The 24,100-nt window shown below is 54.1% G+C and carries 15 protein-coding genes (1 of these 15 only partly in view); 13 read left to right on the top strand and 2 right to left on the bottom strand.

Features of this window, described 5'->3' with window-relative positions; all coding sequences use genetic code 11:
* The first annotated feature begins 96 nt into the window (after nt 1-96).
* From H7F31_RS06225 to H7F31_RS06275, 11 genes are all read left to right on the top strand, one after another.
* Nucleotides 97-4,023, top strand: a complete 3,927-nt coding sequence (locus H7F31_RS06225; RefSeq protein ID WP_187103431.1) for a polysaccharide lyase family 8 super-sandwich domain-containing protein — start codon at nt 97-99, stop codon at nt 4,021-4,023.
* Complete coding sequence (locus H7F31_RS06230) at nt 4,020-8,336, top strand: polysaccharide lyase family 8 super-sandwich domain-containing protein (protein ID WP_261800322.1); 4,317 nt, start codon at nt 4,020-4,022, stop codon at nt 8,334-8,336. The genes H7F31_RS06225 and H7F31_RS06230 overlap by 4 nt, the downstream gene beginning before the upstream one ends.
* Nucleotides 8,337-8,661: 325 nt before the next feature.
* Complete coding sequence (locus H7F31_RS06235; RefSeq protein WP_187103433.1) at nt 8,662-10,401, top strand: cache domain-containing sensor histidine kinase; 1,740 nt, start codon at nt 8,662-8,664, stop codon at nt 10,399-10,401.
* Complete coding sequence (locus tag H7F31_RS06240; protein WP_187103434.1) at nt 10,394-11,992, top strand: response regulator; 1,599 nt, start codon at nt 10,394-10,396, stop codon at nt 11,990-11,992. Before H7F31_RS06235 ends, H7F31_RS06240 begins: the two co-directional genes overlap by 8 nt.
* Nucleotides 11,993-12,176: 184 nt before the next feature.
* A complete protein-coding gene (locus H7F31_RS06245) occupies nt 12,177-13,109 on the top strand; it encodes a carbohydrate ABC transporter permease (protein ID WP_261800323.1) in 933 nt (310 codons plus the stop codon).
* 25 nt (nt 13,110-13,134) lie between these two features.
* Nucleotides 13,135-13,971, top strand: a complete 837-nt coding sequence (locus H7F31_RS06250; protein ID WP_087570343.1) for a carbohydrate ABC transporter permease — start codon at nt 13,135-13,137, stop codon at nt 13,969-13,971.
* Between the two features lie 133 nt (nt 13,972-14,104).
* On the top strand, nt 14,105-15,505 hold the full coding sequence (locus H7F31_RS06255) for an ABC transporter substrate-binding protein (RefSeq protein ID WP_261800324.1): 1,401 nt from the start codon (nt 14,105-14,107) through the stop codon (nt 15,503-15,505).
* Nucleotides 15,506-15,608: 103 nt separating this feature from the next.
* Nucleotides 15,609-16,919 (top strand): alpha-L-fucosidase, encoded by a 1,311-nt coding sequence (locus H7F31_RS06260; protein WP_187105235.1) that lies wholly within the window; start codon nt 15,609-15,611, stop codon nt 16,917-16,919.
* A 71-nt stretch (nt 16,920-16,990) separates the two neighbouring features.
* The gene (locus H7F31_RS06265; protein ID WP_187103435.1) at nt 16,991-18,799 is read left to right on the top strand and encodes a glycoside hydrolase family 35 protein; all 1,809 of its coding nucleotides are present in this window, start codon (nt 16,991-16,993) and stop codon (nt 18,797-18,799) included.
* A 95-nt stretch (nt 18,800-18,894) separates the two neighbouring features.
* On the top strand, nt 18,895-19,689 hold the full coding sequence (cwlD, locus tag H7F31_RS06270; RefSeq protein ID WP_187103436.1) for an N-acetylmuramoyl-L-alanine amidase CwlD: 795 nt from the start codon (nt 18,895-18,897) through the stop codon (nt 19,687-19,689).
* A 134-nt stretch (nt 19,690-19,823) separates the two neighbouring features.
* The gene (locus tag H7F31_RS06275) at nt 19,824-20,945 is read left to right on the top strand and encodes a P-loop NTPase (RefSeq protein ID WP_187103437.1); all 1,122 of its coding nucleotides are present in this window, start codon (nt 19,824-19,826) and stop codon (nt 20,943-20,945) included.
* 138 nt (nt 20,946-21,083) lie between these two features.
* Here the strand turns inward: H7F31_RS06275 and gerD are convergent, their stop codons facing one another.
* Nucleotides 21,084-21,779 (bottom strand): spore germination lipoprotein GerD, encoded by a 696-nt coding sequence (gene gerD, locus H7F31_RS06280; protein WP_187103438.1) that lies wholly within the window; start codon nt 21,777-21,779, stop codon nt 21,084-21,086.
* 172 nt (nt 21,780-21,951) lie between these two features.
* Between gerD and H7F31_RS06285 the strand changes: the two genes are divergently transcribed.
* Nucleotides 21,952-22,578 carry a KinB-signaling pathway activation protein gene (locus tag H7F31_RS06285; protein WP_246608448.1) on the top strand — a complete coding sequence of 209 codons (627 nt, stop codon included), beginning with the start codon at nt 21,952-21,954 and terminating at the stop codon, nt 22,576-22,578.
* A gap of 208 nt (nt 22,579-22,786) precedes the next feature.
* Here the strand turns inward: H7F31_RS06285 and pdaB are convergent, their stop codons facing one another.
* Nucleotides 22,787-23,605: a polysaccharide deacetylase family sporulation protein PdaB gene (gene pdaB, locus H7F31_RS06290; RefSeq protein WP_187103439.1), complete on the bottom strand. Its 819-nt coding sequence runs from the start codon at nt 23,603-23,605 to the stop codon at nt 22,787-22,789.
* A 133-nt stretch (nt 23,606-23,738) separates the two neighbouring features.
* Here pdaB and H7F31_RS06295 point away from each other — a divergent pair, with 133 nt between their 5' ends.
* Nucleotides 23,739-24,100 carry the 5' portion of a stage II sporulation protein M gene (locus H7F31_RS06295; RefSeq protein WP_187103440.1) on the top strand. The gene runs 265 nt beyond the window's last position, so the window shows 362 of its 627 coding nt (coding positions 1-362); its start codon is at nt 23,739-23,741; the stop codon falls past the right edge of the window.

Genomic DNA, 24,100 nt, shown 5'->3' on the forward strand with positions numbered 1-24,100 from the left:
GCATAGGGTCAAAATTTGACCCGTCGCAGGGATACCCGCTCTTCTATGATGGATAGGTAAGTTTCGGAATATTCATCATTTGGAGGGAGGATTACCTTGAGAACTGCAACGAGAATGCTTTCTATGCTGCTGGTGCTCTGTATGCTGACAGGTCTGTTCGGAGCGATACCGGGCTCGGCTAGCGAGGATGACGAGAACCTGTTCTCCAACGGCGGTTTTGAGCTTGTAACCGCAACTGGAGCGGCGACCTGGAACGGAGGGCAACGTCCGGAAGATTGGACTTTATGGCGGGCCAGCGGCAATGCCGACATATCGGTTACCGATCAGGTCCGTTATTCGGGGCAATACGCCGCGCAGATCGTGCACGGCGCGTCAAGTCGTACGGCGTTGACGACAAACGCTCGTGTCGAGAGCGGCCAGCGTTACCGATTGAGCGCATGGATCAAGACGGAGGAAGTCACGTCCGCCCTAGGTGCATTCATCCGTACGCAATATTACAAAACTTTAAACGGCGTTGACGGAAGCACGACACACGAGAAGGTAAGCGACGGTCCGTCGACGGAACGGATGCGCGGTACGAATGACTGGACAAAGCTCGAGGTATTGGTAACCGTGCCTGCAGAGGCCAGATACCTCGTCGTAGAACCGTTTTTCGAAACCGGTCTGGGAAAAGTATGGTTCGACGAACTGCGGCTGGAAGCATGGGATGGACCGACGGGCTTGAAGCTGCAGCCTGAAGCAACGGCTTTAAATGTCGGAGACACCCAGCTCTTGACGCCAATATTTACGCCAGAAGGAGACTCTGTGCCGCTGCAATGGCAATCGTCCAATGAAAGCGTAGCGGCTGTTCTGAATGGTTCCGTTACGGCAATCGCCAATGGAAGCGCTGTTATTACGGCAACCGGAGCTGACGGATTGCTTCGCGCCCAAGCTGCAATAACGGTCGAGTCTACGGAAACGGTCGCCGCATACAGCGAGCTTAGGCATAGATGGTTGGACAAGCTGACGGGCGTAACGCTTCTTCCGCCGGATGATTCCGATGCCGCCGCATTCCTGACTGCGCTGGCAGAGAAGGTTTCCAATGAAGACGGAACCGGAAGTTGGGATTTGCTGAATACGGCTCCCGATGCCGAATATTTGTGGGATGGCGGCATCCGAAGCAATAATGCCGATTCCGCGGTTATGAGCCGAGCTTATTCGACGATCAGGGAGATGGCTGTCTCCTATGCAACCCCGGGTTCGCTATATTATAAAAATGCGGAGCTGGCGGCAGATATCGTAAGAGCGATGGAATGGATGCACACCCATCAGTATAACGAAAACAAAACAATCGTTGGCAATTGGTATGATTGGGAAATTGGCACGCCGCAAGCCCTGATGGATTTGAACGTGCTCATGTACGACGTGCTGACCGCAGAGCAGCGGGAGCGTTATATGAAAGTGATCGACAAATTTGTGCCCGATCCAAAGAAAAGGGTGCAAAATGCCAATGTCATCGAGGTTGGCGCCAATCTGCTCGATAAAGCTCTTGTTGTTGTGCTGCGCGGCATTGTCGGAGAGCGCGGCGACAAGATTGCGCTGGGCGGAGGCGTTCTGCCGGATGAATTCGAATATGCGACTAGCGGCGACGGCATCTATGCGGACGGCTCGTTGATTCAGCATTACAATGTCGCTTATTCCGGCGCTTATGGCAGCGTGCTGGTCGGACGCGTAACCGATCTGTTGTATTTGCTTGACGATTCGCCTTGGCCTATTGACGATCCCCGTCTTTCCCGCGTATACAATTGGCTGGAAGACAGCTTCGAGACGTTAATTTACGACGGGGCCATTATGGACAATGTCAAAGGCAGAAGCATTGCGCGTCAGCAGGATTCGGATCATCTGGCGGGAAGGGGAGTTATCCGGACGTTTGCCCGTCTGGCCCAGTTTGCGCCGGAGCCTTACGCGAGCCAGATGAAAAGCGCGATCAAGGAATGGGTGACGAAGGATACCAGCTTCGACAATTATTACGAGGGAGTGGGGCTGTACGACGTTGCTGCTCTGAAAGCGATCGTGAACGATCCGGGCGTAGCGCCTCGCGGCGAACTGATTAAACATCAACAATTCTCCGCGATGGATCGTATCATGCATCTGCGTCCGGGCTTTGGCTTCTCGGTCAGCATGTTCTCCGATCGCATCTCCGCCTTTGAATTCGGGAACGGAGAGAACAAGACGGGCTGGTATACCGGGATCGGAATGACCACTCTGTATAACAGCGATATCAAACAATACAGCAACGATTATTGGCCGACCGTGGATATGTTCCGTCTGCCCGGAACGACGACGGACGGTTATGCGATTGCCCCCGCCGCATGGGGAGCTTATATGAACGGCAAAGACTGGGTCGGCGGCGCATCGATCGATGAGCTGTACGGAGTCGCGGGGATGGATTTTGCCTTAGGACAAAGCACCGGCAGCAAGCTGCAGGGCAAAAAATCCTGGTTTATGTTCGATGATGAAATCGTGGCGGTCGGCTCGGGCATTACAAACACCGATTCCCGCAAAGTCGAAACGATTGTGGAAAACCGCCAGTTAAATGAACAAGGCAGCAACAAGCTGATTGCGGATGGCGAGGCCATGTCGACGGAAGCAGGCTGGCAAAAGCAATTGTCCGGCATTAGCTGGGCGCATCTGGAAGGCAATACTTCAGGCTCCGATATCGGGTACTACTTCCCCGGTACAGCCGATATTAAGGGCATACGCGAGGCAAGAACCGGCTCGTGGCGAAATGTGAACGACAGCGGTTCGACGGAGCCGATCACGCGCCATTACGCCAGCCTTGCTTTCGATCATGGCACGGCGCCGCGCAACGAGTCTTACTCGTACGTGCTGTTGCCTGGCTTTGCAGCGGAACAAACGGAGAGCTACAGCGGGCATCCGGATATTGAAATCATTAGCGACAGCTCCAATGTGCATGCGGTACGCGAGAGCGGACTCGGACTGACCGCGTTCAACTTCTGGACAAAGGATACAGCCGACTTCGTTCGCAGTTACCAGCCGGCATCCGTCATCGTGAAAGAGGACGGAGAGAAGCTGACCATCGCCGTCTCCGACCCGACCCAGAAGCAGGACAAGCTGGTGCTCGATGTAGGCAAGGCCGTGCTGGAACAACTGGAGGCAGACTCCGGCATCCGGGTGATCCAGACGGAGCCGTTCCTGAAGCTTGAGGTGGATACTGCGGGAGCGCTTGGAGGCACGCGGACCGTAAGCTTCCGTTATGACGCTTCGCAAACTCCGGATATCGGGACCGACGAACCGGAGGTTGGCAAGCAGGAGATTGTATATGTGTCGGAAGATACGTATACCAATGCCGGCAGCAAAGCGGCGCAGAACTTTGGATCGGTTGGTTATCTGAATGTCAAGAAGGGCGTAGGAGACTACTTGCGTCAAACTTGGCTGAAGTATGATATTAGCCATCTTGACGGCCCGATTCAATCAGCCAAACTGATCGTTTACGGGAAAACCAATGATTCTCGTTCCACGGAAACGGAAATTACCGTTCACGGCGCCGCTTCCGATGACTGGAAAGAACAGGAGCTTACCTGGAATACGATGCCGGCTGTCGGGGGAGCGCTCGACCGGGTGCTTATTGACGGACCGGATGACTGGCGGGAGCTCGATGTAACCGGCTTTGTGCGCGAACAACTGGCGGGCGACGGAACCGTCAGTCTGGTCTTGAAGGGGACAAACGACTATACGGTGGAAATTCGCGGCAAGGAGAATCAAGCCGGGTTGTACAAATCGTATTTGCTGATCACGTTCGCAGCCGCCGAAGGCGATCTGAACGGCGATGGCGAGCTGACGCTTGGCGACCTGTCGATTGCTTCGGCCCATTACGGTTTAAGCAAGAACAGTCCCGGATGGGATGGCGTCAAGGCTGCGGACCGGAACGGCAACGGGAAAATCGACGATGCCGACTTGCAATGGTACGGTTCGCGATTGCTGAGTGGAAATCCATCCGAAAGGGGAGCTGGGGACAAGTGAAATCGGGCAAATTGCGAACGGGTCTAATGATTACGACGATATTGTCATTGGTGTTTACGCTTCTGCAGCCGACTCCTGCCGCTGCTGCGCAGCAGTCGGAAAAGTTTGGCGAGCTGCGTCTGAAATGGTTCAATTTCCTGACTGGCGGTACAGATATTGATCTGCAGGATGAAGATATTAGACGTGCCGCTCAGGCGAACGCGGCTAAGGTGACCAATGATTCCGGCACCGGGGCGTGGGATACGATGAACAAACAAGAAGGTCGTTCATCCTTGTGGGCGGACTACAACAGCACAACCAATTCGAGCCATATCACCAATTCCTACAATCGATTAAAGGATATGGCGATTGCGTTTGCGACGCCTGGAACGGAGTTGCATAAGGATACCGGGCTGCGGGATGATATCCTCGCGGGCATCGATTGGATGTATCAGAATCGCTACAACGTAACCAGAGCTTCATACAACAACTGGTGGGATTGGGAGATCGGAGCGCCGCTTGCGCTTGCAGATATCGTCACGCTGATGTACGACGATATGAGCGCGGAGCAGATTTCGGCTTATACGAGCACGATCGACCGTTTTGTGCCTAATCCCGGCAAAAGATTGATCGGCGCACCCGGGTTGACGGAGACGGGAGCCAATCTGATGGACAAAGCGCTGGCTGTCGTGCTGCGCGGCATTCTGGGGAGCAACGAGGCCAAAATCGCGCAGTCGCGCGATGCGCTCGATTCGGTATTCCCTTATGTGAGCGGCGGTGATGGCTTCTATAAGGACGGTTCGTTCATTCAGCACAACAATATCGCATACACAGGAAGCTACGGAAGCGTGCTGCTCGGCAATATGGGCAAGCTGCTGACTCTTCTGGCCGATTCCGACTGGCCGATCGACAGTCCGAGTTTTGAGAATGTGTGGAAATGGGTGACCGACTCGTTCGAGCCGGTCATCTATAATGGGCATATTATGGAGATGGTTAGCGGCAGGGCGGTTTCACGCTACAACAATAATACAAGAGGCGCGGTTTGGACGATTCTGCGGCTGTCTCAGTTCGCGCCAAAAGAAGAAGCACAGCGCTACAAGGAGATGGTGAAAGAATGGCTTCTTGCGGATCAGTCGGTTGCAAATCCGTATGACGGCGTGCCGATTCGCGACATCGTGGCGCTGAAGAAATTGCTGAACGACGATTCGATTGACCGTCGTGGCGGCTTGTTAGGCAACTATGCGCTCACGGCTATGGATCGTATCGTCCATTCGCGAGAGGCGTTTACATTCGGGATCAGCATGTCTTCTACACGCATTGCCAACTACGAAGGCAGCACGAACGGTGAACATACGAAGGGCTGGTATACAGGCGACGGCATGACGTATCTGTACAATCAGGACGCCGGTTATTATCGGGACGGCTTCTGGCCGACAGTTGATCCGCTGCGACTCGCGGGTGTCACTTCGGACGGCAAGCAGCGCACCGCTACCAGGACGACAAGCTCTACTTGGGTCGGCGGTTCGTCGCTGGACAAGGCTTACGGCACGGCAGGCATGGATTTGTCTCCGCCCGGCAGCGATCTGAGAGGCAAGAAGTCGTGGTTTATGTTCGATGATGAAATTGTGGCGCTTGGCGCCGACCTGACGACCGGAGCGGCAAGAACGGACGGGAAGCAGGTCGAAACGATCGTCGAGAATCGGATGATCGGATCGGCGGACGAGAATGCACTGACTGTCGACGGCGAGATTATGCCGGCACAGTCCGACTGGTCGGAGAAGCTAAGTCAAGTACAGTGGGCGCATATTGCGGGTAAGTTGCCGGGAGCGGATGTCGGTTACTATTTCCCGGGGGGCTCGGATGTTAGCGCGCTGCGCGAGACGCGAAGCGCAGTGTGGAGCTCGATCAATCCTTCGGGGCCGACGACTCCGCTCACGCGCAATTATTTGAGCCTGGCCGTCGAGCACGGCGCGAAAGCGACGGCTGCGGAGTATGCTTATGTACTGCTTCCGGGCAAAAATACCGGGGATACGAACATGTACAGTGAAAATCCGGATATTCGCATCCTGAGCAATACCGCCGCTATACAGGCGGTACAGGAGACGAAGCTCGGCGTTACGGGCATCAACTTCTGGCGGGCCGGGGAAACGGAGCAAGTACGCGCCTATCAGCCCGCTTCCGTGATGGTGAAGGAAGCAGGAGACGAGTGGACGGTTGTGGTTTCCGACCCGACGCAAGCACAAGCCAAAGTGAGAGTAGAGCTGGCGGCAGTCGCGCTGGAACAGCTTGAGGCCGATTCGACGGTTACGGTCTTGCGCTCTTCGCCGTCCGTGTTGCTGGAGGTGGCGACCGCGGATACGAAAGGCGCCAGCCATACGATCAAGCTGAAGGTAGATCCGGACGCCGTTACCGACTTGCCTGTCGAGGAAGGAGTTTCCCCGGATCCGGAAGCGGTGATCCGAGTGGATGTGACCGCGGATGCTTATGTCAATGGCGGAGCCAATGCCGCTGTCAATTATGGAAATACAGGTTACTTGAACATTCGTAACGGTACGGGCCTATATGACCGCAGAACGTATCTGAAATACGATCTTTCCACGCTTAGTTCCGAAGTCGAACGCGCTTATCTTTATGTCTACGGCAGAGTGAACGACAGCGCGGGAGGCACTGCAAACATAGGCGCCTATGCCGTGGAAGATGACAGCTGGACGGAAGCCGGCCTGAATTATAACAATAGGCCGGCCGAAGGCGCTCGCATGGATGACGTAACCTTCAACGCGACTAATGAGTGGAGAAGCTTCGATGTGACGTCTTTTATGAATCAGGAGCTGCTGTCCAATGAAACGGCGACGGTTATGCTGCGCCAATTCGATGGCGACAAAAGCTCGGAAATACGAAGCCGCGAGAATGAAGGCGGCGCTTACCGTTCGTATCTGGAACTGTTGATGAAGGATGAGACTGCGCCGGCCACGAACGTTCGTTTCGAAGCGGATGCGGCATCGGCCGGTCTCGACGGTCAGCCGGTAACGCTGCTGGTTGAAGCCGAAGACAATGAGGGCGGTTGGGGCGTATGGCGCACGCAGTACCGCATCAATGGCGGAGGCTGGATGACGGTGGATGCGGGCCGGATCGTGCTGCAAGGCGACGGCAGCTATAGGGTGGAATACCGCTCCACCGACAAGGCGGGCAATGTGGAGCAAACGAAACAGCTTGCCGTTACGATCTCTACTCCGACCGCGGAGCTTGTCGGACCGGAGCAAGCGGTCGCCGGCGAATCGATCGAAATCATGTATCGAATTAACACTGGTTTAAATCATTTGTACGCAAGCGAATTTGTAGTGGAGTATGATTCGGAAAAGTTGATCTTCGATTCTGCCGAAGCCGCTCAGCAGCACATCATTGTGGCCGGTCTGGCCAATGAACCGGGCCGTCTCGGCGTAATCGTGGCCGGGCTTGGCCAGCCGCTTGGCGGAAATGAAAATTTGGTCAAGCTTGTGTTCAAAGCAGCATCGGTCGAAGAAACGGCAACGACGCGACTTGAAGTTGTCGAAGCACAAGCAGCGGACCGCACCGGCAAGGAGCTGACGCTGCGTCCGACCTCGATTGCCGTCACCGTCAAGGCGCAGACGGAGGAACCGGGTACGGGCGAACCTGGCACCGGGGAACCTGGAACGGGTGGACCAGGTACAAGCGAACCAGGTACAAGCGAACCAGGTACAAGCGAACCGGGTACAAGCGAACCAGGAACAGGCGGACCGGGTACGGATGAACCGGGAACAGACGAACCAGGTACGGAAGAGCCGCGCGAATGGTCGGATGTGCAAGGACATTGGTCGGAGAGCGTAATCAAGGAGGCAGCCAAGCTGAATTGGCTGAATGGTTATCCTGACGGTACGTTCCGTCCGGACAAGGCGATGACCAGAGCGGAGTTTGCCGTGCTGGTAGTCAGGGCGCTCGGACTGACCGAGGCGAATACGCTGGCCTTTGCGGACATGGAGCAGATGCCGGAGTGGGCGCGCGATGCGATCGCAATCGGCGTACGCAATGGATTTATCGCCGGATACAAGGATAACACATTCCGCGCGAACCGTCCGATTACCCGCCTGGAGATGGCGGTCATGATCGCCAGAGTGCTGGAGTTGACACGCAGCAAGCAGACGGAGCATGTGTTTGCCGATGCCGGCGACATACCGGCATGGGGGCGTGACAGCGTTGCCGCCGTATTCGAGAACGGACTGTTCCAAGGTAAAGGAGGCAATCGCTTCGTGCCGAATGCAGGAGCAACCAGAGCCGAGGCGGTTACTGTACTTCTGCGTGCGTTAAATAGGGAGTAGCGGAAGACGATTCATGCCATAACGGAAACAAGAAAAAGGAAGTCTTCAATTCCATTTCATAATGGGATTGGAGGCTTTTCCTTTTTTTTAAGCGAAAAAGCTGTAACAATGGGGAAAAGGTAAAAATAGTGCACGTATCAACCAAAAATTTCGCCCGCCAACAGCCACCGCTCTGCTTATCCTAAAGTTGCCAGAGTTATATGAATAGCCGGTCCTCGGCTTCATTGGTATAATTTTTGCATAGAGTGAGAGTTCAAAAAGTTCGGTTTTCAGAACAAAAGCGGACTTTTTGAACAACCTCTTAAAGGGAAAAGAGGCGATCGGCTTGTTTAGAAGTACTTACTACCGCAGAATTCAGCTGTCTTTTCTATTGTTGATCGGGCTGCCTATCGTGACGATGTCGATTGTTTCCTTTATTGTCATTCGGCAAAACATGGTAGATAAGCTTCAGATGAGCAATGATAATTTGCTGAACGTTATGGCCGCGGAGATCGAAAAAACGATTGACGATATTAGTTTTTCTTCGCATTTCATGGTCAACGACAGCAACTTCCACAATTATTTGAAGGATTTTGCGGATACGGCTAGATTAGGCTCCCACGAGGATTACAGCAGCTTTGTGTGGATCGGGGACGGACTGTCGCTTATTTCATCCAAACCGCTGAACAATTACATTAGCATGTATCTGATTAATCGCGCCGACTTTATGATTGCTTCGAACTCGGCAACGGACTTGACGCTTATCAAAAAAAATCTGCCGGGGCTGATGGAGAAGGTAAACATGAAACTGCCGGAAACGCTGCAATGGCTTGGCATGGCCGACGGGGAGACGCCGGGCAAAGGCAGTTATTTTATCGCCCGCGTCATATACGACCGGGAGGAGAACCGAGAGTTGTCGGTGCTGTTGATCTCCCTGGCGCAGCCTTACTTTGAAAAAGTGCTGCAAAATGTCGAGTTTGGCGAAACGGCGTTGTTCGATGCGGCCGGTATCAGAATCGCCGGAAGCGAGAAGATCGAACCGGACGGATCGCCGAATGCGGAGATCGAATTTCGATCCGAGGTGACGCTGGGGAAAACAAACTGGACGCTTGTGTACGAAGCCGCGGAGCAAGAAATTTTCGGACGGATGTCGCAAACCTTCTACGTGGGCTTCGGCATAGTCATCATCTCCTTCATCATCTTCTCCGTCTTTTCCATGTTTGTTGCAAGACGACTGCATAACCCGATTCAAAAGCTTCAGCGCGTTGTGCGCCAATTCGGCGGCGGCAATCTGGATGCGCGGCTCGAGGTCAAAGGGCAGGACGATATCGCCGAGCTTGGCCATACGTTGAATACGATGCTGGATCAGATCAAAAGTTTGATTTCCGATATCGAGAACGAGCAGGAACGGAAGCGGGTCATGGAGCTGGAGGCGCTATTTATGCAGATCCGGCCTCACTTTCTCATCAATACGCTTAATTCGATCAAATGCAGTCTCATCCTGAAGAAAGATCTGCTGCACAGCGGCACGATCGATTCGTTGATGAGCCTGCTGCGGGCCTATCTGAAAGTAAACGAGCCGGCAATGCTGCAGGAAGAATGCAAACTGCTGGGACATTATATCGACATTATGAAAATACGCAATGAAATTCCGCTCCAATTGATTGTGGAGCTGGAGGACGGGCTGGAACGCTTTATCGTTCCGAAGCTGGCGCTTCAGCCGCTGGTTGAGAACGCGATCGTGCACGGGCTGACGGATGAGCCCGAACCGATTATCCGGGTACAAGGAAGCCGCCAGGCGGGCCGCGTCGTCATCGCGATCGAGGATAACGGCTCCGGCATGGAGGATCAGGAGCTGGAGCGGCTAAATGTCCGGCTCGCCAGCGATGACGAGCAGGAGCATTCCGCTTATGAGCGCGTTGGGCTTGTTAATGTGCTTCAGCGTCTCCGCCTGACATTCGGGCCAAGCACTACGATGGAGATGCGCCGGAATGAGCAAGGAGGCGTAACGGTCGTTCTGACGCTGAATCAACCGATGATAGATCGCAGCTTGTCAGGACAGGAGAGGGGCGGACAGAATGCATAAAGTGCTGCTGATCGACGATGATGTGCCCATGCTGAAGCTGCTGCAGCAGATGCTGCCTTGGGAGGATATGCAATTACGCGTCGTCGGAGCGACGTATTCGAGCGCCAAGGCGCTGCATCTGTTCAAGGAGACGATGCCGGATATCGTCATCACCGATATCGGTTTGCCGCAGAAGAACGGCTTGGAGCTTGCGGCCGCGTTCGCGGAGCTTAAGCCGGATGTCCGGCTGATCTTCTTGACCTGTCATGAAGATTTCCATTATGCGCAGCAGGCAGTCAAGCTGAATGCCGACGATTATCTGCTCAAGGATCAACTGACGGCCGAGCAGTTGAAGCAAAGTTTGCGCAAGGCGCTGCGATTGCTCAAAGCCAAGGCGACTCGCTTGGAGCCAGAGGTGACCGGGTACAGCACCGAGCTGTACAAACACGGTCTGTTCCAGCGCGTGCTTCACGGACTCGAGGCGGACGCAACACGCGAGCAAGCGGCTCAATTGGGCGTATCCTGGTCCTACCCGTGGTTTATGTTCAGTATCGTGCACGTGAACTATATCACCTTCGACGAGCATTACGATCATGGCGATTTGTCGCTTGTATTATATGCGGTCTACAACATCGCGCAGGAACTGGCCGAACCTCACGAGGGAGTGACAGTGTTCCTGCTTGGCGATCATTTGGTCGTGCTTCATAATTTCCGTGTTAATCTGGCCAGAAATGCAGAGCTTCAATTAAGCAAGTTCGTGCAGGAACTGCGACTCCAATGCGAGCGTGTGTTGAAGCTGGGGCTCAGCATCATGTCCATGACCGACAAGCTGGAGCTGCGGGGGATCGGATCGGTGTACCAGCAGTTGCTGCATGGCAAATTCGAGTTCTACGAAGGAGATGATCTGGTTGCGCCCGATCTGGGAGGGCTGCTTCAGCATATGTTTCTGCAGGCTCCGCCGCGTTTCCTGGAGCATTTCAAGCCGGGACTGGAGCGGGCGCTGCTTGTTCAGGATGCGAATGCTCTGTCCGACATCGTTCGGCAGATGGGAGAGGCCGCCAGACAGCAACGCACCGAACCGGATCAATTTATACGGGACGTCGTTTACTTGCTGCGCAGGATGGAGATGATGTTTGCGGAAAGCATGCGGGATGAATCGTTGTACGATTATTTGTCATTGACCCGGACGATTGCGGACGCTTCGGCCCTGACCGTCAGAAAGCTGGTCGAAATTTCGGGAACCCCGAAGCACGGGTCGGAGAAGGCGGTTCAGGAGCCGAAGCTGCAGGTGATCCAGCAGTTTATTGACCGGCATTTGTCGGAAAACATCACGTCGATCGACATCGCTAGGTATCTTTATTTGAATCCCAGCTATTTCTCCCGCTACTTCAAGCGGCTGACGGGCGTTAATTTTACCGACTATGTGCATCAGTACAAAATGAAAATCGCCGCCAAAATGTTGAAGTCATCCGACCAGACGCTGGAATCGTTGGCGATCGGCCTCGGATATTCGGAGCGTACTTACTTCTCGAAAGTTTTCAAAAAGTATATTGGCATTTCTCCGAGCGAATACAAGCTGAAACACGCCGCGCCGGGCAAAAACGCCAAGTAGCATTAAAGGTTAAAGCCGCTCTGCGATCGATCGCAGAGCGGCTTTTTCCACGTTCCTTTCAAAAGCCAAAGCTTAAAAGGAAGGGTCAAAATTATGCACGCGACAGGTCATAATCCATCCTTGGGACGTCCCCGTCTATCCTTTATGCTATAACAAAGAATGATAAAGGTAGAGGTGAGACAACATGGAAGCTGCCAACATGCCTGCTATTGCAGAGAAACCAATTAAGCGCAAATTCTGGAGTCCGCGAAAAAAAGAAGCAATTATCGGCTGGCTGTTTCTGGCGCCGGAAGTAATCGGCATGCTGCTGATGAACGTATTCGCGCTGGGGTTTTCGTTATACTTAAGCTTCTCCGAATGGGATCTGCTGTCGGGGATATCCGGCGTCAAGTTTATCGGACTGGATAACTACATCAAGCTGACGGAAGACCCTACCATTGTCAAGGCGCTGCTCAACAATTTGTTGTATACGGTGCTGACCGTGCCGCTGCCGATCGCGCTGGCGCTCGTGCTGGCCGTTTTGCTCCACAGAAACACTTTTTTTAAGGATTATTTTAAAGTCGCTTTTTTTATCCCTTATATCTCTTCCATTATTGCGGTAGCTGCCGTATGGAGCGCATTGTTCCATCCTTCGCTTGGCCCTATCAACCAGCTGTTGATGGATCTGGGCATCGGCGCTCCGCCCAAATGGCTCGTCGATCCGAAAACCTCGCTGCTGGCGGTCGCCATTATTAGCTCCTGGGCAGCGCTCGGATATACGATCATTATCTACATGGCCGGTCTGACCAACATTTCGGACGAGCTGTACGAGGCCGCTGAGATCGACGGCGCCACGGCGCTGCAGAAGTTTTTCCGTATTACGATTCCGATGCTGCGCCCGACGACCTTCTTCCTGTTCGTGACCATGCTGATCGGTTCTTTCAAGGTATTCGATATTATCGCCTTCCTGACGCAGGGCGGACCGAACAACTCCTCGACGGTGCTTGTATTCCGAATTTACGAAGAAGGTTTCAAATATTACAACATGGGTTATGCGTCGGCTATTTCCTGGCTGTTGTTTGCGGTGATCGGCATCGTGACCGCCCTGACCTGGAAGCTGCAAAAGGACGATGTTTAACACCAACAAGAACGGAGGCGAGAGTATGGCGCATATACGCAACAATATATCAAAATGGGTGACCACGATTATTATGGGCGCGTTATCGATTGTGTTTCTGGTGCCGCTGATCTGGATGTTGTCATCGGCGTTCAAATTCGAGAAGGATGTCATGCGGTTTCCCATCCAGTGGATACCCGATAAGATCAATGTCATCTATAACTTCAAGGCGGTTTGGATGGGGCGGGTTCCGTTTACCGATTTTTACTTAAACTCCTTCAAGGTTTCGATTATTACGACGCTGATCACGCTTGTTATTTCCTCCATGGCGGCTTACGCGCTGACCAAGCTGCGGTTCCGCGGCAGGAACATGGTGTTTCTCGCATTGCTTTCGTTTATGATTATTCCGGATCAAGCGACGCTCATACCGCGGTTTATGTTGATACGCTGGTTCGGATTATATGATACGCATGCGGCGATTATATTAACGAGCATGTTTTCCATTTATTTCACCTTCCTGCTGCGCCAATTCATGAACGGTATCAACGACGAGTTTATCGAGGCGGCGAGAATGGACGGGGCCGGCTATGTCCGGATCTTCGCTTCGATTATGGTGCCGCTGTGCAAGCCGGTGCTCGCTACGGTGGCCATCATTAAATTTATCTGGACCTGGAACGATTACCAGAATCCGCTCATCTTCCTGCTTAGCCGGGAATTGTACACGATTCCGCTAGGCATGACCTTGTTCAGGGACGATTACACGAACAATTACGCCATTATGATGATGGCCGCGCTCTCGGCGATCGTTCCGCTGGTTATTGTATTCATTGCCTTGCAGCGTCAGGTCATCAACGGCATTGCGCTGGGCGGCGTGAAAGGGTAAGGCGCCTGGCAAAGGTCAAAATCGTATGCCTATTTGAGCAAAATTGTGCACTTCCGCAAGAAGGACGATCCTTATACTGAAGACACAGGCGGGAACGTCTTATTACTTACTAACCGACACAGGGGGAAGTCGAATGATGAAGATGAGAGGCAGATCAAAAGTGAACACGTTGTTAAGCTTGGTGCTGGCGAGTACGCTTGTAGTGAGCGCATGCGGCAATGGAAACAACAACAATACGCCGTCCGCATCGCCAAGCCCGGGCAATGGCGAAAGCAAGCCGCAAGCAGAACAAGTTACGATCAAGTATTATAACTGGGATAACGAGGCGCAAGCGGCCGGCACGCGGGGCATGCTTGACGAATTTACGGCCGAAAATCCCAACATCAAGGTCGAGCATGTCGTGCTGGTTCCGGGCAACTCCGTGGAAATGCTGCAAAAGCTTGATTTCCTGATCTCGTCCGGCGAAGCGATCGACGTTATTCAGCTTCCAAGTCTCGGCTCTGTACTGGAGCGGGCGACTCGCGGGGCGTTCGAGCCGCTGAATACGTATTACACGAACGAAAATCTCACGCCGGAAGACGAATACTTCGTAAATGCAAAAGTAGGCGAGGATTACTACGGCATGCAATTTACGAAAAGCGTCAACTATGTCATGTTGAACAAGGACATGCTCGATGAAGCGGGTCTGGCAGTTCCGAAATACGGATGGACATGGGACGACTACCGCGAATACGCCAAGCAGCTGACGCAAGGCGAAGGCGTGGACAAACGTTACGGCTCTTATTTCCACACATGGGAGCTGTACATGAATGCCCCGGCGCAAACGATGATGAAAGATCCGTTCTTGTATGATGACGGAACGACGATCCTGGCCGATCCGACGTACAAATATTTCTTCGAGCTGCGCAAAGGCATGGAAGAAACGGACAAAACGTCGAAACCTTATGCGGATATACTCGCTGCCAAACTGAATTACCGTACGGAGTTCTTCAACGAAGAGGCGGCCATGATTCTGACCGGCAACTTCACGATTCCGGATCCGGGCAACACCGAGCAATATCCGCATGACTTCAAGACGGCATTTGCTCCGGTGCCAGTGCCGCCTGCGGGTTCCGAGCCGAAAGATTATGAAGGCAAATATTTCACGAGCGGCAGCCAGATTGCGATGGGCGCCACGTCCAAGCACAAGGAAGCAGCCTTTAAGCTGATGAGATTCATGACGACTGCCGATTCGGACAATCGGATGGAATTCTCGGGTTACAAAAAAGCGAACAACGAGGAATTGCTGACGAAGTTGATTGCCGGCAAAGAAGATATGTATGATGTTGATTCGCTCAAGTACTCGCTGTTCAGCGAAGACATTCAGTTCCTTGACGGAGCGCAAGTGATGACGACCGCAACCTCCGAATTGACGAAAGTGATCAATGACGGCTTCAGCAAATATATGCTGAGCAATGAGCCGATCGACGAAGTACAGGCCTGGATGGTTGGAGAAGCGACCAAAATCATCAGCGAAAAAGGCGTCATTAAATAATAGACTTCGATAGTGGCCGGAAGAGCCGTCTGACGGGATCAAACGATCGCGTAAGGCGGCTTTCCGCCTTTATGAAATAAGAACGGCAGGAAGGTGAGAGATGATGGGAAACGAGACGCAAGGGATTGCTCTTCGCCATGAGTTGGCGCTTCCGACGAACGCTCAGCGGGAGTGGCAGGATATGGAGCTGGGTTTATTCTGCCACTTCGGCATCAATACGTTTTGCGATCAGGAATGGGGAGAAGGCAAGGATTCGCCCGCTTTGTTTAACCCGGACAAGTTGGACGCCCGCCAATGGGCCAGGACTGCCCGCGAGGCCGGGTTTCGATACTTCGTTCTGACAGCGAAGCATCATGACGGTTTTTGTTTATGGCCGACGGCTACAACCGATTATTCGGTTGCCTCCAGCCCGTGGAAGAACGGGCAGGGAGACGTAGTGGCGGAATGCGCCGCCGCTTGCCGGGAGGAGGGCATCGGCTTCGGCATCTATGTGTCGCCGTGGGACAGGCATGAACCGTCTTATGCCGATCCGGCGCTATACGACGACTTCTATGCCCGGCAATTAGAGGAGCTGTTGACCGGCTACGGTCCGCTCGTCGAAGTGTGGTTCGACGGCGCCGGCTCCGAGGGCCGGGAATACGACTGGCCGCGCATCATGGGGCTGGTCAAGAAATATCAACCGCAAGCGATGGTGTTCAACATGGGCGCCCCGACGATTCGTTGGGTTGGCAACGAGGACGGGCTCGCTCCGTATCCATGCTGGAACACGGCTGAATCGGCGCGGGCCAGCATGTTCACCAATTCGACTTCGCATTGGCTTCCCGAGACGCCGCGCTGGGTCCCGGCGGAGTGCGATGTCCCGATCCGCAAGGATCGTTGGTTCTGGCATCCCGGCGAGGAGCATCTGCTGCTATCCCTGGACGATCTGATGGACATCTATTACCGCTCGGTGGGGCATGGCGCGACGCTGCTGCTTAATGCGGCTCCCGATGACCGGGGCCTGCTCCCGGAAGCCGATGCGGCGCGCTTGATCGAATTCGGCAACGAAATTCGGCGGCGGTTCGGCAGCAGCGTAGCGGAGACGGCGGGAGCGAAGGAAGCAGCGGCTGAAGCTGCCGAGTCTGCCGGGTTCGCGGACGATGCCGCGTATACGACAGTGCTGCCGCTGCCGACGGGGGCCGTTATCGATCATGCGGTGTTAATGGAGGATATCGCTTACGGCGAGCGGGTTCGCAAGTACGCGCTGGAAGCGTTCGCGGACGGAGCTTGGAAGGTGTTGCACGAAGGCAGCGCGATCGGGCATAAAAAAATAGAAGCATTCCCGCCCGTCGTCGCGGAGAAGCTGCGGCTGCGCATTACGGAAGCGGCTGCGGAGCCGGTCATCAGGCGAATGGCCGCGTACCGCTGTCTGTAAAGGTTGAGCAACAAGCTCCAATTCTATGGAGAGGTTGGCGTGTGATTGGATCAAAGGAGGTTGGCTGCAGCATGAGCGTGCTGGCATGGAGCAATGGACAATATACGTTGGACGGCGAGCCTTACCGAATTTTGTCGGGGGCCATTCATTATTTTCGGGTCGTGCCGGATTATTGGGAAGATCGTCTCAGAAAATTGAAGGCATGCGGTTTCAATACGGTGGAAACATACGTAGCATGGAACGTGCATGAGCCGCTGCAAGGGGAGTTTCAATTTCAAGGATTAGCCGATGTTGCGGCTTTCGTTACGCTTGCAGGGCAATTGGGTCTGCATGTGATCGTGCGGCCAAGCCCTTACATTTGCGCGGAATGGGAGTTTGGCGGCTTGCCGGCCTGGCTGCTGAGAGAGGAGGGAACGCAGCTTCGCTGCATGGATCCCGCTTATCTGGCGCATGTCGACCGTTATTACGATGTGTTGATTCCCGTACTGCTTCCGTTGTTGTCCACGAACGGCGGGCCGATTCTGGCTGTGCAGGTCGAAAACGAATACGGCAGCTACGGAAACGATACCGCCTACATGCAATACCTTCGCGAAGGGCTGGAGAAGCGGGGCGTCGACGTGCTTCTGTTCACCTCGGACGGTCCGACGGACGAGATGCTGCTGGGAGGGACGATCGAGGATGTGCACGCGACGGTTAATTTCGGTTCCCGCGCGGCGGAATCATTCGCGAAGTATAGAGAGTACCGCAAGGATGAGCCGCTTATGGTGATGGAATACTGGAATGGCTGGTTCGATCATTGGGGAGAGCCTCATCATGTGCGGGATGCCGCCGATGTGGCGCAGGTGATGGACGATATGCTTGCGAGCGGGTCATCCGTCAATGTGTATATGTTCCATGGCGGCACGAACTTCGGCTTCTATAACGGAGCAAATCATATACGCCAGTACGAACCTACCGTCACCAGCTACGATTATGACGCGATGTTGACCGAATGGGGCGACGTGACGGACAAATACCGGGCCGTGCGGGCCGTCATGGAGAAACACGGCATTCCGGAAGGAGGAGCGCTGCCCGCGCCGATCCCGAAACGCGCATACGGGGAGGTTGCGCTTGCGCAGCGGAGCGGATTGTTTACGCAACTGGACGTGTTGTCCGAGCCGGTGCGGATGACGGCGACGGCGACGATGGAGCAGCTTGGCCAAAGCTACGGCTTCATCTTGTATTCGACGGAGCTCAGAGGACCGCGCAACAATCAGAAGCTCCATATCCGCGACGTTCACGATAGGGCGCTTGTGTTCCTGGACGGTCGTCCGCTTGGCGTGATCGAGCGCTGGAACAATGAGCCGCTCGATATTTCGGTGCCGGCCGGAGGAGCAAGACTTGATATATTGGTCGAGAATATGGGCCGCATCAATTACGGTCCGCTCCTTCGCGACCCTAAGGGCATTACGAAGGGGGTGCTGCTCGACAACCAGTTTCAATTCGACTGGACGATTCGGCCTCTGCCGCTTTACTCTGAGGAGCTCGCCGGCATCCAGTACGAAACGGCGGCCGCGCCGGAACCGGGTCCGGCCTTCTATCGCGGGTATTTCGACGCGGAAGAGATCGGCGATACGTTTCTTCGCTTGGACGGCTGGGGCAAGGGCGTTGCCTGGATCAACGGCTTCAATCTAGGTCGTTATTGGGAAGCCGGGCCGCAGCGGACGCTCTACGTCCCGGGACCGCTGCTTCGGCAGGGACGTAACGAAATTGTGTTGTTCGAGCTGCATCAGCCGGCGGAAGGCGCGGTCATTGCGCTGACGGATCGGCCCGATCTGGGTATCGTCGCGGACATGGATCAGTCGGCGCTGCATTTCGTGGCCGACGCTGTCGAGGAGTAGAAGATCCATCATCCTCATATTCCAAGGCACATAAAAAACCATCTTGTCCCATATACATGAATGAGTGTATATGAGAGACGGGGTGGTTTTTTTTGATGCGTCGAATTCGTCGGCATTTTGTGATTTGGTTGACGCTGAAGGGAGCATTGCGGATTGCGGCTGCCGTCGCGGTTCTTATACTGACAGGATTACTGCTCCGTGACAATTTGCCTGCTTCCAGCTCCTGGTCGTACTGGACGCTGCCGTTATCCGGCAAAACGATCGCGATAGATGCGGGACACGGCGGAGCGGACGGCGGAGCCATCAGCAAGCAGGGCGCGGTCGAGAAGGATCTGAATCTTGCGATTGCGCTGCATGTAAGAGATTACCTTCAGCAGGCGGGGGCTCTAGTTGTCATGACCAGGGAAGGGGACTACGATCTGGCCTCGGGGGACGCCAACGCCTACAGCAAGCGGAAGACGGAGGATTTGAAGCGGCGGGCCGCTTTGATCAAGGAAAGCGAGCCAGCCGCGTTTATCAGCATTCATATGAATAGCATCCCTTCGGAGAAGTGGTCCGGCGCCCAGACGTTCTATAATTCGTCGGCACATCCCGACAACCGCCTTCTGGCGGCTTTTATTCAGGACGAGATCAAGCGCAACCTGGCTAATACGACGCGTATCGCGGCCGTGAAAAAGGATGTATATCTGCTCAAGTCGGTGCCCGACATTCCGACCGCGCTTGTGGAGGTCGGATTTTTGTCCAATCCGGGCGAGGCAGCGCGTCTCGCGAACGCGGATTATCAGCGCCAAGTGGCCGCGTCGATCTATCAAGGCATTCTTCGTTATGTGTCGGGGGAGAAGCTCAGCGGCAGCACGTCGGATGAGATAAAATTGCAAAATGGCGAGTAACACTTGTATAGCGGTCTTATGTGCGCCGCCGACTTCAGACAAAGTCGCAACCTGTGGTATACTAGGGGGGATTGTTTATGGAACTCTCCGAGGGCGGAGAGCAGTGATTACGATAAAAGGTGGGACTATCACATATGTTGACACGCGAGCAAGCGATCGAAGCCATCGAACGCGTGATGGCTGAGCAATATTCCGCGGAAGGCATCTCCTTCCGCGACGTAATGGTTCGGAACCGTCAAGTATCTTTGACGGTTCTGGAAGCGAGCGCGGCGCGGCATTCCGCGCTCGAGGCCTCGCTGCGCGAGGCCCTGGCGCCCCTCGGCGCCGAAACCGTGCATTGCCGGTTTCGGAGCGCCGAGGGGGCGCCTTCGGCTGCGCCAGGCGGGGACGCCCCGGCGCAGCCACAGAAGCAGCAGGCGCCGGGCGGCGGAGCCGGCGCCAAAAGCGCTCCTGCCCCGGTGCAAGGGCACGGGGCAGGGCTGGATGTCCCGCTGCTGGACGCAAGCAGCGGGACGGAGTTCATCGCCGTCGCGAGCGGCAAGGGCGGCGTCGGCAAAAGCACGGTGACCGTCAATCTGGCGGTCGCCCTGGCACGCAAGGGCAAACGCGTCGGCATCATCGACGCGGACATCTATGGCTTCAGCGTGCCCGATATGATGGGCATCGAGGAGCGGCCGCAGGTCGTAAACGACCACGTCATCCCGATCGAGCGCTTTGGCGTGAAGGTCATCTCCATGGGTTTCTTCGTCGAGGACAATAGTCCGATCGTGTGGCGCGGACCCATGCTCGGCAAGATGCTCCGCAACTTTTTCCAGGAGATTGAGTGGGGCACGCTGGATTATCTGTTGCTCGACTTGCCTCCGGGTACGGGAGACGTGGCGCTTGACGTCCATCAGATCATCCCGCAAAGCAAGGAAATCATCGTCACGACGCCGCATGCGACGGCTGCTTTTGTAGCGGCGCGGGCAGGAGCCATGGCCATCAAGACCGAACACGAAATTATCGGCGTCGTGGAGAATATGTCGTATTACGTCTCCAAATCGGGAGACAAGGAATACGTCTTCGGCCGCGGCGGAGGCGCGCGTCTCGCCGAGACGCTGCATTGCGACCTGTTGGCCCAAATTCCGCTTGGAGCGCCGGACAACCACGTATCGGAGCCTGACTTCTCGCCTTCGGTCTACAAGGCTGATACAGAGACAGGCGCTATGTACTTGGAGCTGGCGGATAGTGTAATTTCCCGTGTAGAGTCCCGCTGAGCTTAATATAGCCCGTATCGTCCTCCTTGCAAGCAAGAACCAACTTGTCGACTTACAATTCGACTGTTCTTGCAGAAGAGAGGCGATACGGGCTTAATTTTTTTATTTGAGGGGCTGCCGAATTTTTCGGATCCAAATCTACTGCTGCTCTTCCTCGCCTTGCTGCTGCTCTTCCTGTCCTTGCTCTTCTTCCTCCATGCCTTGCTCTTCCTCTTGCTTTCCTTCCCCACCGGATTTCTTGACCTTCTCGTCGGGCTTCGTCTGGAGTTCTTCCTTGACGGCGGCCTTCATCAGATCCAGCACTTCAAGCCGGAACAGCGGATTTTGCATGGATTCCTGCATCAGCGACATGACTTCTTTACGATACTGCGCGCTCTTGAGCACTTCGAGGATCATCTTCTCCATCTCCGGGTTATTGAACGTCTTGAGCAACTCGGCTTGGTATTGCGGATCCTTGATGAGTTCCTTGTGGATCGTTTTGTTTTCTTTATTAACCGATTTGGCGAATTCACCGGCGAACCGTGTGTCCGTCATCAGCTTCTTGATCACCTTATCGTAATCGGGGGAACTGATGACGTCCTTAACCGCCAGACGAACTTCTTCCTGATCCTGTACAGACAAAAGCTTTGATTCCTGCATGGAGTATCCTGACAGCTGGTGAGCGGAATCCTGAAGAGCCTTTTGGGCGTCCTCTGTCTTCAGAATATCGATCACCATCGACTTCATGTCTTTGTAACTGATCTGCTGCTGTCCGCCCGACGTCTCCGCGCCGCAGCTCGACAGTACGAATGTGAGCGCCAATATCGACAACGATAAAGTCCATCTGATGCGCATATTAGAGTTGCTCCCTTCTATATCAATGCCCGCCCTAGACCATGATGCTTGTTGTCTAACGCCTGAATTGAGATTATTATGTGCATTGTTCACGGTTTTATCATGGACGAGCATTAGCTTTTTGTTGTGATCGTGGTAAAATAAAGCCAAAACGTTCTGGAGGATTCAAACGGTGACTTTGCGCAAATGGTTTTTTTTATTCTGGAGCACGATGGCGATCGGAGCAGTCGTCTGCATCATAAGCGGCGGAATTATGCTGTTAACGGATCAGGAATTCGGATTCCTTGGCATGGAAGCGACGGGATTCAACATCCTGATGATGGGAATTTCCGGCCTTATGATCGGAGCATTCAGCCAGATGGGTTTCTTCGCTTATTTGACGCTCAATTATATTGCGCTTAGCGTTTTCCGGCGCAAATACTTATGGCATGCGCTTCAAGGCTACACGACGTTGTTTGCGGTATTCGGCCTGGGCTATGTCTTGTTCGAAGAGCGCACGAACAATTGGTTTTTCTGGGTGCTGCCGCTTATCCTTTTCGTGGCCTCATTGCTCGTCTCCTGGAGCAAAATCAAACAAACCAACCAAAGCGCCTTCATCCCGACGATGTTCCTTATGTTCGTCGTAACCTTCGTGGAGGCATGGCCGGCGCTGCAGGGGGCGACAAATGTCGCGGCCATCATCTTTATGATGATCCCACTCTTTGTCTGCAATGCGTACCAGAATATAATGATGCATCGTCTTCTGGGCAGCAAAGAAGCCGATCCCGCGGTCGTTCCCGCGAAACCGGCTAGTCGATAAATGCGAGTTCAAAAAGTTCGGTTCTCAGTACCGAGAAGATTGGATGAAGCTAGAACCTGAGGAGCGGAGCGTAGTGGAAGCTACGTGAGCACCGGAGGGTTCGGCGGAATTCAAGATTCGACGTCGAGTATGCATCCTGGATTACTTCGTAATGGGAAGCGGACTTTTTGAACAACCTCTATAAGGTAGATCCTTCACAGAAGTCCGTTTATTCGCTTGCAGCGCTCAGCTGGGAAGCGGAGGCGGGCTTCTTCTGATCGGAGGGAGCGCCCTGAACCGAGTTGCCTTCGGCTTCGGTACCATTAATAAGCTGCGTTACATTGACGAACTCATATCCTTTTTCCCGCAGTTGATCAATAATGACGGGAAGGGCCTCGTGCGTTTGAAGCACTGTATCGCTTGCGTGTAGCAAGATGATGTCGCCGGGATGCGTCCGGCTGACGACTCGGTCGATGATTTTGTCCGTGCCTATGTTCATCCAGTCCATGGAGTCCGTGTCCCACTGAATCACTTTGTATTGCAGCTCTTCGGCGATACGAAGGACGCGTTTGTCGAAGTCGCCATTGGGAAGACGGATCAGATTGGGCTGTTTGCCCGTAATATCGGCCAGAATGGTGTGAGCGGTGGAGATTTGCTTGCGAATCTCATCATCGCTATATTTGGTGTAGAAGTCGTGCTTGTGGCCATGGCTGCCGATTTCGTAACCCGCGTCCTGGATTTTTTTCACGAGTTCGGGATGAGACTGGCTCCAGGTGGAGGAGAGGAAGAAGGTTGCCTGCGTAATATTTTTCTCCTTGAGCACCTCCAGAATAGGCTCGGCACGCTTGTCTCCCCAACTGATGTCGAAGGTGAGCGCGACAACCTTCTTGTCCGTAGGCACACTGTAGATGGCAGCGGGCTGCTGCGGAGCGAACACCGTAATGTTGTCGCGTTCCGCGTAAATAATTCCGATAGAAAACACGAGAGCGATCGCGATAAAAAAATACTTTTTGAGCTTTCTGCCGTTCATAACATAGAACATATTCATGGGAATGGGCTCTCCTCTCTTGGATATGCCCCGGCTTTCCCGAGGCAACGGCTTGATTAGTACAATCTATGCTCGTACACATCGGGGATATGCCAGTTGATTTTTTCTATAATCGAATAGGAGAGTGACGCTCATGTTCAAATGGCGGGCCATATGGCGGGATTTGAAAGAGACCAGGGGATACATCGCTTTTGCGGCGATCATGTTTATCGCAGGGATCTTTATTGGAGGAAGCAATCCGGCATTCCGTTCGTTTCTGGATGCTCAGCTAACGGGGCTGCAGCAGCTTGTCGAGACGGTCGATCAAGCAGAGAACAGGACGTTTGCCATGATCACGGTTATTTTCTTGAATAATGCGATCAAGTCGATTTTCATAATTTTTTTGGGTGCATTCCTTGGCGTTATTCCGATTCTGTTCTTGATTATCAACGGAATGGTCATCGGATATTTGCTGGACAGGGTCGCCGAGACGCCGGATGCCATGCCTGTATTCGA

The organism is Paenibacillus sp. PAMC21692 (assembly GCF_014303795.1).
GTDB lineage: Bacteria > Bacillota > Bacilli > Paenibacillales > Paenibacillaceae > Pristimantibacillus > Pristimantibacillus agaridevorans.